Origin of the sequence: Sphingomonas hankookensis (assembly GCF_022664465.1) — a bacterium.
GTDB lineage: Bacteria > Pseudomonadota > Alphaproteobacteria > Sphingomonadales > Sphingomonadaceae > Sphingomonas > Sphingomonas hankookensis.
Genome location: NZ_JAKREV010000006.1, coordinates 81,545 through 93,122 on the forward strand (window position 1 = coordinate 81,545; position 11,578 = coordinate 93,122).

General features: G+C 67.8%; 13 protein-coding genes. All 13 read right to left on the bottom strand.

Translation table 11 applies throughout. The annotated features are described in order from the left end of the window. Positions 1 to 8 precede the first annotated feature (8 nt). The 13 genes from MF610_RS15255 to MF610_RS15315 all read right to left on the bottom strand — a co-directional run bounded on the left by MF610_RS15255 (position 9) and on the right by MF610_RS15315 (position 11,548). Positions 9 to 437: a HAMP domain-containing protein gene (locus MF610_RS15255; protein ID WP_242199606.1), complete on the bottom strand. Its 429-nt coding sequence runs from the start codon at positions 435 to 437 to the stop codon at positions 9 to 11. A 190-nt stretch (positions 438 to 627) separates the two neighbouring features. Then, positions 628 to 1,161 carry an NADPH-dependent FMN reductase gene (locus tag MF610_RS15260; protein WP_242199609.1) on the bottom strand — a complete coding sequence of 178 codons (534 nt, stop codon included), beginning with the start codon at positions 1,159 to 1,161 and terminating at the stop codon, positions 628 to 630. Between the two features lie 209 nt (positions 1,162 to 1,370). Further along, positions 1,371 to 1,772, bottom strand: coding sequence for a flagellar export chaperone FliS (locus tag MF610_RS15265; protein ID WP_242199613.1), 402 nt, complete (start codon positions 1,770 to 1,772; stop codon positions 1,371 to 1,373). Then, the gene (gene fliD / locus MF610_RS15270) at positions 1,772 to 3,277 is read right to left on the bottom strand and encodes a flagellar filament capping protein FliD (RefSeq protein ID WP_242199616.1); all 1,506 of its coding nucleotides are present in this window, start codon (positions 3,275 to 3,277) and stop codon (positions 1,772 to 1,774) included. Before fliD ends, MF610_RS15265 begins: the two co-directional genes overlap by 1 nt. A gap of 51 nt (positions 3,278 to 3,328) precedes the next feature. Further along, positions 3,329 to 4,456, bottom strand: coding sequence for an EscU/YscU/HrcU family type III secretion system export apparatus switch protein (locus tag MF610_RS15275; RefSeq protein ID WP_242199619.1), 1,128 nt, complete (start codon positions 4,454 to 4,456; stop codon positions 3,329 to 3,331). Further along, positions 4,453 to 5,235, bottom strand: a complete 783-nt coding sequence (gene fliR, locus MF610_RS15280) for a flagellar biosynthetic protein FliR (RefSeq protein WP_242199623.1) — start codon at positions 5,233 to 5,235, stop codon at positions 4,453 to 4,455. The genes MF610_RS15275 and fliR overlap by 4 nt, the downstream gene beginning before the upstream one ends. Before the next feature lie 259 nt (positions 5,236 to 5,494). Continuing rightward, positions 5,495 to 5,764, bottom strand: coding sequence for a flagellar biosynthesis protein FliQ (fliQ, locus tag MF610_RS15285; RefSeq protein WP_055758396.1), 270 nt, complete (start codon positions 5,762 to 5,764; stop codon positions 5,495 to 5,497). A gap of 4 nt (positions 5,765 to 5,768) precedes the next feature. Further along, on the bottom strand, positions 5,769 to 6,518 hold the full coding sequence (gene fliP / locus MF610_RS15290) for a flagellar type III secretion system pore protein FliP (protein WP_242200328.1): 750 nt from the start codon (positions 6,516 to 6,518) through the stop codon (positions 5,769 to 5,771). Positions 6,519 to 6,703: 185 nt separating this feature from the next. Further along, positions 6,704 to 6,958 (bottom strand): FliO/MopB family protein, encoded by a 255-nt coding sequence (locus MF610_RS15295; RefSeq protein ID WP_242199626.1) that lies wholly within the window; start codon positions 6,956 to 6,958, stop codon positions 6,704 to 6,706. Next, positions 6,958 to 7,254, bottom strand: a complete 297-nt coding sequence (fliN, locus tag MF610_RS15300) for a flagellar motor switch protein FliN (protein WP_242199628.1) — start codon at positions 7,252 to 7,254, stop codon at positions 6,958 to 6,960. Before fliN ends, MF610_RS15295 begins: the two co-directional genes overlap by 1 nt. Next, the gene (locus MF610_RS15305) at positions 7,251 to 8,132 is read right to left on the bottom strand and encodes a flagellar motor switch protein FliM (protein ID WP_242199629.1); all 882 of its coding nucleotides are present in this window, start codon (positions 8,130 to 8,132) and stop codon (positions 7,251 to 7,253) included. The genes fliN and MF610_RS15305 overlap by 4 nt, the downstream gene beginning before the upstream one ends. Positions 8,133 to 8,210: 78 nt before the next feature. Next, positions 8,211 to 8,885, bottom strand: a complete 675-nt coding sequence (locus MF610_RS15310; protein WP_242199632.1) for a flagellar basal body-associated FliL family protein — start codon at positions 8,883 to 8,885, stop codon at positions 8,211 to 8,213. Between the two features lie 11 nt (positions 8,886 to 8,896). Beyond that, positions 8,897 to 11,548 (bottom strand): flagellar hook-length control protein FliK, encoded by a 2,652-nt coding sequence (locus MF610_RS15315; protein WP_242199634.1) that lies wholly within the window; start codon positions 11,546 to 11,548, stop codon positions 8,897 to 8,899. Positions 11,549 to 11,578 lie beyond the last annotated feature (30 nt).

Genomic DNA, 11,578 nt, shown 5'->3' on the forward strand with positions numbered 1-11,578 from the left:
GAGGCTTCCTAGGTCGATGCCGCCTGTTCGGTCGCGCCCTGCGACACTTGTTCCGACGAAGCGGAGAGTTGCTGGCTGCCCGCCGCGACATTTTCGGCGGCGGCATTGGCTTCGCCGATCACCCCGCGCAGGCGCACGACCATCGCGTTCAGTGCATCGATCAGCGTGCCGACCTCGTCATTGCTGCGCGCCTCGACCGTGGTCGACACGTCGCCCCGCGCGACCGATGCGACGAGGTCGGTCGCGTCGCGCAGGTTGCGGCGGATCGCGCTGTCGATCCGCGCGCTGGCCTGCTGCCAGTCCAGCTTGTGCGCGCGCAGCTGGTGCGTCGTATCGACGACGTTCAGCCCATAGGCGTCGGACACCTGCTTCAGCTGCTTGAGCGGCACGATCCGGTCGTCATAGATCGCGGTCATCGATCCGGTCAGCGCCTGCATGCCGTAATAGCCTGTCCCGCCTACACGACCGCGATCGCGGCGCTCGCGATCAGCTGGATGCCGAGGATACGCGTTCCGATCGAGCGAAACCTGCCGTTCGATGCCATGAACGATCCCCCGATTGGGACCGACAGCCAGGTGCAGATATTTAATATCGTATGAAACTATATTCGATCGTACGCAGGCGACGTTAGCGCGTGGCAAAGCCGATCATCTGTTCGACCATCAGCCGCAGCTGTCCGTCGGCCTGATCGATCGCGCCGTCTTCCGCCGTGTTGATGGCGACGCCGATCGGCGTGGGCCAACCGCGCAAGGCGTGGGCGACGGTGCGCAGCGTGGTCATCGTCGCGACCGCCGCCTGCCATCCGGCCGCCGTCGCGACGATCCCGATCGGCATTCCGTCGAAATAGACGCGGTCGTCCCGGCGCAGCAATTCGACATGGTCGAGCGCGTTCTTGACCAGCCCCGACAGCGTGCCGTGATAGCCCGGCGACCCGATGATGACGCCGTCGGCATCGCGCAGCGCACGCAGGAACGACTGTATCCGGGTATTGCCCTTGGCCGTTTCGGGTTCGTAGTTCGGGAAATCGATCGCCGGCCCGGTCAGCAGCGTGGTCCGGGCGCCCAGCGTCGCGGCATGGGCCAGCGCCCGTTCCAACGCGGCGGCGGTGCCGGACGTCGGGCGCAGCGTGCCCCCCAGCGCGACGATATGCGGTTGCTTCATGGGCGCATGCGCTAGCGGATCATGGGCGGACATGCCACCGCTGAGAACGGGGCAGGGGTCGTCGGCGAACGCCGCCACCTGCCACATACTCACCCCGGGCTCGACCCGGGGTCCCGCCCCTTCTTCTACGTGCGGTAGAAAACGGGACTTCGGATCAAGTCCGGGGTGACGAAAAGGTCGCTATCGCCAGTGGCGCCCCGTCGTCCGTCCTATCGCGGCCTTACCGCTTCCCACGCCTCGGCGATATCGGTCAGCGACGTGGCGGCATTCAGGAACGGTTGCGGATCCTGCCCGATGCTGGCGTTGACGATCTGGTCGCGCAGGCCCGTATAGAGCCGCGACAGCGTCTGCGACAAATCGCCGCCCTTGTCGAAATCGAGCCCCGCTTCCAGCGCGAACAGGATCGCGGTCACGCGGGTCACGCGTTCGCCCTTCATCGCATATTGGCGGTTGGTCGTCGCCCAGGCGGCGGAGCGCAGCGCGCGGATCGCTTCCTCGTACAACAGCGCGACCAGCGCGTGCGGATCGGCGCCGCCGGTGCGCGCGGCCAGGTCGACCGAGCGATAGGTCTGTGCGGGATCGCCGGCGAGGGCGGTGGCATAGCGGGCCATTATTCGCTTCTCGTCCACATCTTGATCTGATTTTCCATGAACGTCTGCTGCGCCTTGTACGCGGCGACGCGCGCTTCGGACGCCGCGAACTGCTGCGTCATGCGGGTCGAGGTGGCGTCGGTCTGCTCGGCGACCTTCGCCTGTTCCTTGGCAAGCGTGGTCTGTGCCTCGGCATAGCGCTTGTCGCTGGCGCCCAGGCCCAGCGTCGTGCTCTTGGCGGTCGCCGCGATCCGGTTGAGCGCGGCGGGCAGGCTGGTGCCGGTCGTGCCGTCGGTGCCGGTGGCGGCGGCGAACATCGCCTCGACCGCATCGGGATTGTTTGCCAGCGCGCGGGTCAGCATGTCCTTGTCGACGCGCAGCGTGCCGTCGTTGTTGGTCGCGACGCCGATCGACGACAGCGTCTTCGGGCTGCCGTCCGTCGCGCCGGTCAGGTCGGCGCTCGTCAGGCGCTGCAACGCCCGCTTCATCGCCACCGCCGCGGGATCGGCGCGCAGGTCGCCGGTGATCGGGTCGGTCGCCTTGTTCACCGACGCCAGCATCTCGTTATAGGCGGCGACGACGTTGTTCACTGCCTCAGTCAGCGCCTCGGTCGGCTTGGACGAACTGAGCGTCACCGGACCGGTATCGGTCGTGACCGCCTTCAGCTCCAGCTTGACGCCGGGCGCTCCGGTTACGGTGTTCGACGCGCTGACCATCGGCACGCCGTCGATGCTGAACACCGCGTTCCCCGCGCGAGTCACGACCTCGGCACCGCCGTTATCGGCATCGAAATCGACGTTCAGCCGCTCCAGCCCCGGCGTCGCGCTGCCGCTGTCGGGCGTCGCGGTCATCGTGAACGCCTGGTTCGCACCGTCGGTGCTGCGCAGCACGAGCCGCTGGCCATTGGCGTCGGTCACGACGCTGGCGGTGACGCCGGCCTTGGCGGCGGTGATCTTGTCGGCGACCTTCTGCAGCGAGGTCGCATCGCCCGCGGTGATCGTGATCGGCGGAATGGTCGTGCCATTGCCCTTGAACGTACCGTCGGTCTGCACGCTGCCGAGCTGCAGCTGCAGCGTACCGGTGCCGACCGATTCGGTGGTGCTGAACGTGTCCTTGGTCACCGCGACCTGCGACGTGGCCAGCCGGGCGACGGTCACGCTGGCGTTCAGGCTGGCGACCTTCGATCCGGCGGCGACCGATACCTTGACCGCCGCGCCGCTGCTGCTCAGCTGGGTCGACAGCCCACCGGTTTCGGCCAGCGTAGTGAGTGCCGCGGAAAAGCCGGTGATGCCCGACTTCAATTCGGCGACCGACGAAATCTGTGCGGTCAGCGTGTCGGATTTCTTTGCCAGCAGCGCGTTCTTGTTGGCGAACTGCGCCTCGACCAGGCTCTTTACCAGCGCGGTCGTGTCGACGCCCGACCCCGCACCCAATGCGTTGGCAAGGTTGGGGGTGGTCGCCTTGGTCGTCGTGGCGGTCTTGGCCGTGGTGGCGGTGGCCGTCGCACTGGTCGTCGTGATCGCCATCGTTCATCCCCGGTCGCTCTCCCCCATCCAACGGCACGGGAGCCCGAATCTTTAGGAAGATTTCACCGAAAGATTGCCGTTCTCGTCGTAGCGGGCTTCCTGGGGCACGGTCACCGGCGGCTGGATGCCGCCCGCCTGTCGATTGACGCCCATGACGAAGGCGAGGACGGTCGCGATGGCGAGGTACAGGTCGTCGCGTATCTCCTGCCCTTGCCGGCTGGTATAATAGACGGCACGCGCCAGCTGCGGATATTCGAGCATCGGCACCTTGGCCTCCGCTGCCAGTTCGCGGATGGCGAGCGCGGTCGCGCCGCGGCCCTTGGCCACCACCACCGGCACCTGATCGCGGCCATGGTCGTAGCGGAGCGCGACCGCGAAGTGCGTCGGGTTGGTCAGCACGACCTGCGCCTCGCCCACCGCCTGCCGGAAACCGCCCTTCAAAATCTCATGCCGGCGCTGACGGATCTGCGCCTTCACATGCGGATCGCCGTCGCTTTCCTTGTGCTCGTCGCGGACTTCCTGCTTGGTCATCTGCAGGCGCTGCATCCGCTGGAAGATCGCCAGCGGCACGTCCAGCCCGGCGATCAGCACCAGCCCGCCGGCCATCACGAACAACAGCGTCAGGAACGTGCCGCCCAGGTCGCCGACCGCCTGATCGACGTTCGACGACACCAGCCCGACCGAGCTGACCGCCGCCTTTTTCAGCATGATATAGCCGATCGCGCCGAGCAGGACGACCTTTAGCAGCGACTTGCCCAGTTCGATCCAGCCCTGCGTACCGAAGATGCGTTTCATCCCCGACGCCGGGTTGATCCGCGACCCCTTTGGCGCCAGCGCACCGCCGTTGAAGCGGATGCCGGTCAGTCCCGCCTGCGCGAGGATGCTGGCCGATACCGCGAGCGCGAGGATACCGCCCAGCGACGGCAGCAGCTTCCATCCCGCCTCGATCAGCGGGCGCCATGGCTGGAAGTCCTCGACGTCCGCGCGGCCGAAACTGAAGCTGGCGGTCATGATCGCCTTGCACGCCCCGACCAGCGACGGCCCGAGCAGCGCCAGCCACGCACAACCCGCAAGGATCACCAGCGCCGCGCCCAGCTCTTTGGACTTGAGGACGTCGCCGTCTTCGCGCGCCTTGTCGAGGCGCTTCTGGGTTGGACTTTCGGTTTTATCCTCGCTCAACGCACGCCCCCCAGTACCAGCGTATTGGCGGCATCCAGCGCCTCCTGCACGATGACCAGCATGTAATCGGTCATCGCCGGCAAGCCGACGAACAACGCGACCACCCCGACGAACAGGCTGGCCGGAAGCCCGACCGCGAACAGGTTGAGCGCGGGGGCCGAGCGCGACAACATCCCCATCACGAGGTTGAGGCACAGCAGCAGGAACCCGACCGGCAGCGCCAGCAGCAGTCCAGACATGAACGCGTATCCGCCGAAGATCGCGATATTCTCCAGCTTCGCCGGGGTGAGCCACGCCGCGCCCGGCGGCAGCAGTTCATAGGACCGCACGATCAGGTCGATCAGCAGCAGATGCCCGTCGAGCGAGAGGAACAACAGCGTCAGCAGCACCGATAGGAAAGTGCCCAGCGCCGGGCTCTGCGCCCCGTTCTGCGGATCGACCATCGCCGCGAAACCGATGCCCATCGAAATGCCGATGACCTCCGCGGCGATCAGCGGCGCGGCGAATGCGATCTGCAGCACGAAACCGATGGCAAGCCCGACCAGACCCTCGGCGGCGATGCTGAGGAAGGTGGTGAGCGAAAAAATCTCGGTCGGGATCGCGAACGGCTGCGCCTTGAGCACCAGTATCGAGATCGCGGCGGACAACAGCACGCGCACCTGCACCGGCATCGCCACCGCGCCGAACACCGGCGCGACGATGAACGCAGCGCCGATGCGGACCATGGTGAAGAGCAGCGCCCAAAGCTGCGGCTCGACCGCGAGGCCGAAGCCTAGCATGGCGGTCGCGCTCCAACCGCGCGCATCCGTGCCCCTGCGCAGGCGGGGGCCCAGAGCCACGAACGCCAACGCCCGGGGCTCTGGACCCCCGCTTGCGCGGGGGTACGGCAGGAGGCGGGAGAACCGGTCGCCTCACCAACCCCGTCATTCCGGCGAAGGCCGGAATCCATTGTGTCGGGTGTCATCGAAGGCGCGCAACCGTCCCCCCATCCATGGATTCCGGCCTCCGCCGGAATAACGGAGGGAGAGCGAGCGAACGTCACCGCACCAGATCCGGAATCCGCTCGAAGATACTCGTCGTGAAATCGCTCAGCAGCCCGAGGATCATCCCCCCGAATACCGCAAGGCTGATGCCGACCACCGCCAGTTTCGGCACGAACGACAGCGTCTGTTCGTTGATCGACGTCGCCGCCTGGATCATGCCGAGGATCAGCCCGGACAGCAGCGCCGGAATGAGAATGGGTGCCGCGACCAGCGCCAGCACCCACATCGCCTCACGCGCGACGGTCATGAAATAGCCTGCGTCCATGGCGTTACGTCCCGAAAGAGGCGGCAAGGCTGCCCATGGTCAATGCCCAGCCATCGACCAGCACGAACAGCAGCAATTTGAACGGCAGCGAGATGATCGTCGGCGACAACATCATCATGCCCAATGACATCAGGACCGTCGCGACCACCAGGTCGATGACGATGAACGGCAGGAAGATCAGGAACGCGATCTGGAACGCGGTCTTGAGTTCGCTGGTGACGAAGGCGGGCAACAGGATCGAAAACGGCGTGTCGGCCGGCGTCGCGATCGGGCCGGTCTTGGCCATCTGCGCGAACATCGTCACGTCCTTGGTCCGGGTCTGCTTCAGCATGAACGAATGGAGCGGCAGGCTTGCCGCCTCGATCATCTGCGTCGAATTGATCTGCCCGGCCGCATAGGGCTTGATCGCGGTTTCGTTGATCCGCCCGATCACCGGCGACATCACGAACAGCGACAGGAACAGCGACAGCCCGATCAGCACCTGGTTGGGCGGCGTCTGTTGCAGCCCCAGCGCCTGGCGCAGTACCGCCAGCACGATGATGATCCGGGTGAAACTGGTCATCATCAGCAGGATGCTGGGCAGGATCGACAACAGCCCCATGATGATGAGGATCTGCAGCGACAGCGCCATCGGCGCGTCATTGCCCCCACCCAGCTGCCCCAGCGCCCGGTCGAGCGCATCAGCGGCCCCGGGGGTCGGGGCAGGCGCGGCGGGCACGCCTTGCGCCATCGCCGGCACCGCAAGGAACAGCATCAGCGCGATGCCGAGCACCGCCAGCACGATCTCGAACCGCCAGTGCGGCAGCGTGCGCGACGGGCGGCGCACCTTTACGACCGGCGTCGGCACGGTCGCCATCGTCCTGCGGCGTGCGGCGGCAACCGGCGACGGCCGATAGCGCATCCGTGCCAGCACCGGCTTCAGCTTCCCCCCCAGAACGCTCACTTGTCGCCCCGGTCCAGCAGCGTGACCCCGTTACGGCTGACCGATACCAGCAACAGCCGGTCGTCGAACTCCAGCACCGCGATCTTGGTGCCGGTCGACACCATCATCGTCTCGCGCACCTTGACCAGCCGTTCGCCCTGATTGCCCGGCATCCGCGCTTCGAGGCGACGCCACAGATACAGGCAGCCGATCATCAGCCCGCAGACCAGCGGCAGCAGGATGACCAGCTTCAGGATGTACGACCACATCATCAGCGGCTGACCCGCTTGTCCGGGCTGACCAGTTCGGTCATCCGCACGCCGAAGCGGTCGCCGACGGTCACCACCTCGCCGCGTCCGATCAGCGTGCCGTTGACGAACACGTCGAGAAGTTCGTTGGCGGCGCGGTCCAGCTCGATCACGCTCGATTCGCTCAGCGCCAGCAATTCGCGCAGCGTCAGCTGGGTCGATCCGATCTCTACCGTCAGCCGGACGTCGACATCCTGCAACAGCTTGAAATTGGTGGCGAGCGACGCTTCGGCGGGGAAGCCACCGGTCATCTCGTTCATTGGAATTCCTCTTCGAAACCGGGGTCGATGGTGTTCAGCTTGATCGCGGCCTGTCCGTTGGCGGTGCCGACCGTGCCGGTGCCCAGCCGCCGGTTGGCGACCCATACCGGTACCTGCGGCCCGAAACTGATCGGTATGATGTCGCCTTCCTTCAGTTCGAGCAACATCGCCAGCGACACGACCGGTTCGGCCAGCACCGAACGGACCGGCAGCTTCACGCCCATCACCGCACGCGTCAGGCCCGACAGCCATTTGGGATCGGGCGCGCTCTTGCCATGCACCTTGGTCGACAGCTGCGGCGCATGCGGTTTCAGCGCCGCGACCGGATAGAGGATATCGATGAAGGTCGGCTCGCCCTCACCCGATGCGATACCGAATCGGGTCGCGATCACCGCGTCCTCGCCATCGATCGCGCCCATCATCGCCGGGTTCGATTCGGGATTGCCGGGTTCGAAGCCGATGCCGGCCAGCGGCCCCCATGCCTCGCCCAGCGGGGTGGCGATCGCGCCCGCCAGCCGACGCAGCATCGCTTCGGCCGCCGGCGAAAATTCGACCGGCAGCGGGGAGGGGGCTTCGCCGAACCCGCCGAAGAAGATGTCGAGCACTTCGAGCAGGAACGCGCCGTCGAACACGATGATCGCCGGGCTGCCCCCGGTCGACAGCGTCATCGGCACCCATCCGGTCAGCTTGTCGGCGCGCCGTGCGGCGACATAGCCCGCGAATCGATCGACCTCGACCGGTTCGGACCAGCTGCGCACCCCGCGCCGGAGCAACGGCTCGAACACCTGCCGCATCGACCGCGCCATGCGTGCCGACAGATGCTCCAGCGCGTGGAGGTCGCCGAACGGGTTGAGGTTCGCCGCGCCTAGGCTGGGCACGTGCGACGCCGGCGGAGTCCGGCGGGCTCGTTCGCGGCGCTCGGGCGCAGTGGTGGACGGGCTGTTAACCATGCCCGTTTACTGAACGACAAATTGGGTAAAATAAACGTTACCGATGCCGCCAAAGCCCTCTTTTTGCTCCAGCGTGTCGTTGATCGCCTTCTTGATGCGCAACGACAGCTGTTTCTTGCCGTCGGCGGTGAACACCTGATCCTCGGTCGTCTCGCCCAGCGCCAGCAGGATCGCCGATCGGACCGCGATCTCATGCGTCTTGAGGTTGTCGAGCACCTTGTGGTCATAGGACGTCGAAATGGCGACGCCGACCTGGATGAAATGCACGCTGTCGGTCAGGTTGGAGGTGAACTCCTTGTCCATCGCGTAATAGCTCGATGCATAGCGATCGCCGCCTTCCATCTCGGGCGTCGGCTTGCCGCCTTCGCCGTTGTTGGCCGCCGCGTCGCCGCCGCCTTCGCCCTCACCGCCGCCGCCGTGGCCGCCGCCGCCTTCGCCGCCCTCGCCGCCGCTGGCCTTCACTTCCTCGGACTTGGGGACCAGCTTGGGCAGGTCCTTCTTTTCCGCATGCTCGCCTTCCTTGGCATGGCCGCCGCCGATCAGGCCGGACGAGCTGGCATACAGCCCCGCCCCGACGCCCCCGCCCAGCAGCACGAGCACCCCGACCGCCATCACGACGATCTTGCCCAGCTGACCCTTCTTCTTGGCCGGCTTTTCGTCCGGCGCGTCCTTGTCGCTCATGTCGTGGTTCCTCAGGCGATTCGTTGATTATCGTTCGTGGATGGCGGTGCGGCGGTGGTCGTCGCCGATCGCGGGGCGCGGGGCGGGGCGTTGCCCTGCTCCTGCGCCTGCCGCTGCGATGGCTGTTGCTGCGTGCCGACATCGACCTGCATGCCACCAAGCTTCAGCCCGCGCGCTTCGGCCAGCTGCACCAGCCGCGGCTGGGCGTCGGCCAGCAGGCGGCCGGCATCGGCGTTCTCGCTGTTGAAATGGATATGGACCTTGCCGTCGTCGGACGTGCGGATCGCGATCTCGACATCGCCGAGCGCATCGGGCGACAGGCGGATGCGCGTCTCGCCGTTCGTGCCGGCCGACTCGCGCAGCGTCTCGATCCGGTCGATCATCCCCTCCATCCATTGCGGCTGGCGGGTGTCGAGCGTCGGCTGGCCGGCCTGCACCGGTGCGGCGACCGGGCGCAGCACGACCGGGTCGAGTGTACCGGCCGTGGCGGTCGGCAGCGCCGGTGCATCCTCGTCCCGCCGCGCGCGGGATGCCGGCGCGGCGGCATCGACGATCGCCGGCGCGGCGACCGATTCGGCGCTCGGCGTCGGCATGGCGATGCGGGTCACCGGTGCGGCTTTGGCGACCGGGTCGGCATGCGGCGCCACGGACACGACCGGCGCGGCGGCTTCGCCCGCAATCGGCTGGCGAACCTGGGCGGCGTCGGCGAGCGGCTGTGTCGTCACGCCGGGCAGCGGCGAGGCGATCGCCTGCGGAACGGGCTGCGTCGGTGCTTCGGCGGCGACCGGTGCAGTGTTGGCCACCGAAACCGAAATTGGAGCGACCGCTGCCGGCGCGGCATCGCTATGCGGCACGTCGACGCCGGGCTGACGCGGGATCGCAGTCGGTGCCCTGCGGGCGGCTATTGCGATCGGATCGAAACGGGTGACGGTCGATGCGATCGGATCGTTCGCGGAGGCAGGCGCCGTGGCGGCCGGTGTCGGTATCGCGATGGGCTGGGCGGTAACGAGCGAAGGCACGGGCGTACCTGCGTCGGCAGCAATCGCCGGCTGCGCTTCGCTGGGCATGGCGTCCGCCTCCGGCTGGCGTAGCGTGCCGCCAAGCACCGACCGGCCGACGGCATTGTCGCTCGGCAACGTCCGAACCGCCGCACCTGCCAACGCCTGGATGGCGGGCGCTTCGGCCAGCGGCAGTGCCGGCGCGGCCGCTAGGCGTTCCGTGATTGCTGGCTGCTGCCGTACCGATGCCGGTGTAGGGCGCGCGGAGCGTGCTGCGCCGATAATCGCGGGTTGCGCGGCAATGGGATCGGCAATGGTAATGACGGGGGCGGGCATGTCGCTGATCGAAGCCTGTTGCGGTACCGGCACCGCGGTGTCTCGCGCCGGCGGACCGGACTCGGCTATCTCGAAGGCAGAGGCCGCTTGCGGTGTCGGTGCCACGGCATCGCGGACCGGTCGAACGGGCTCCGCGATATCCCAGATCGGGGCCTGCCGCTGAACCGGCGACCTGGCATCGCGCGGCGCAAGTCCTGACTCGGCGCCAGCGCGGAGCCCATTCGCCGCCGCCTGCACGCGGGGTGCGGCCGGACGGACGATCGCCTCCGCATCGAACGGCGCCGTCCGCGCAGGAGTGGCAAGCGGCGACAGCGGGTCGGCCGCGATCGCAGCATCGCCCTGCGGCGGCACGACGATGTGGACCGGAACGACGCCATCCGCTTGTAGCGGCGTGGTCCGTCCGATGGCGGGCGGCACCTGCTCCGTCGAAGTCGGGGTCGCCATCGGCGCGAGCGCCGCTGTTGCTGTCGATGCGGGAACCGGCTCGCCGGGCAGCGGTGCGGTCCCGCTCGCCGGGGAGCCAGCGACCGCTGGAGGTGCGGAGCGACCGACGGCCCGGGCATCGACCGCCTGCGGTACTGCCGACGCTACCGGCATGGCAGGCGATGCGATGGGAGCCTTTCCAGTGCGCTTCGCCGGACGCATCGGCGTCGTCGGATCGGCAGCGACCACCGATCCGTCTTCGAGGATCGTTTGCGCCGGTGGCGATGCGTCCGCCGCATGGGCAACGCGCGGCGGCGCGGGCAGCACGATATCCGCACGCACGACCGGATCGGCGGCAACCACAACCTCGGGCACCGGCACCGGCACCGGCACCGGGTCGGAAGCGACCGTCTCCGCATCGCCCTCGTCCGCCGGCTCGGGGGGCTGTTCGCGCGGCACCTCCGCCTCCAGCTTGCGCCCGCGCGGCAGCGGCAGGGCGAAGCGCGGCGGGGTCGACAGCACGATCACGGCCGGTTTTTCGGGTTCGGGCGGCGGGGCGTCTTGCTCGGGCAGCAGCTTTGCCGGCGCGCCGACCGCGGCGGCAATCACCGGCACGGCGACCTTCGGATCGGCCAGCGCGGCGGGCAGCATCGACACCGCCTCGGTCGCCGTGACCGGCAGCACCGGCGTCGCGTCCGCCACTTCGCCCAAGGCAACCGGCGGCAAACCCTTGCCGGGCAGGGCAGCGAACTGCCGTACGTCCGGCGCCGCCGCTGCCGCCATCGCCTCGCCCGGCGCCATGCCGGCCAGCAATGCCGCGAAGTCGGCCGTCTGCGGGGCGACGACCGGCATCGCCTGCATCGCGAGCGGGGAAGTGGTGCTGGTAAGGGCGGAGAGCAGCTGCATAGGTCGATCCGTCAAGCGTTCGACCGGTCG

Coding starts and splice junctions, on each gene's coding strand:
- MF610_RS15255 (WP_242199606.1), bottom strand. CDS start 437: ATGCAGGCGCTGACCGGATCGATGACCGCGATCTATGACGACCGGATC.
- MF610_RS15260 (WP_242199609.1), bottom strand. CDS start 1,161: ATGAAGCAACCGCATATCGTCGCGCTGGGGGGCACGCTGCGCCCGACG.
- MF610_RS15265 (WP_242199613.1), bottom strand. CDS start 1,772: ATGGCCCGCTATGCCACCGCCCTCGCCGGCGATCCCGCACAGACCTAT.
- fliD (WP_242199616.1), bottom strand. CDS start 3,277: ATGGCGATCACGACGACCAGTGCGACGGCCACCGCCACCACGGCCAAG.
- fliR (WP_242199623.1), bottom strand. CDS start 5,235: ATGCTAGGCTTCGGCCTCGCGGTCGAGCCGCAGCTTTGGGCGCTGCTC.
- fliQ (WP_055758396.1), bottom strand. CDS start 5,764: ATGGACGCAGGCTATTTCATGACCGTCGCGCGTGAGGCGATGTGGGTG.
- fliP (WP_242200328.1), bottom strand. CDS start 6,518: ATGCTGTTCCTTGCGGTGCCGGCGATGGCGCAAGGCGTGCCCGCCGCG.
- MF610_RS15295 (WP_242199626.1), bottom strand. CDS start 6,958: ATGATGTGGTCGTACATCCTGAAGCTGGTCATCCTGCTGCCGCTGGTC.
- fliN (WP_242199628.1), bottom strand. CDS start 7,254: ATGAACGAGATGACCGGTGGCTTCCCCGCCGAAGCGTCGCTCGCCACC.
- MF610_RS15310 (WP_242199632.1), bottom strand. CDS start 8,885: ATGAGCGACAAGGACGCGCCGGACGAAAAGCCGGCCAAGAAGAAGGGT.
- MF610_RS15315 (WP_242199634.1), bottom strand. CDS start 11,548: ATGCAGCTGCTCTCCGCCCTTACCAGCACCACTTCCCCGCTCGCGATG.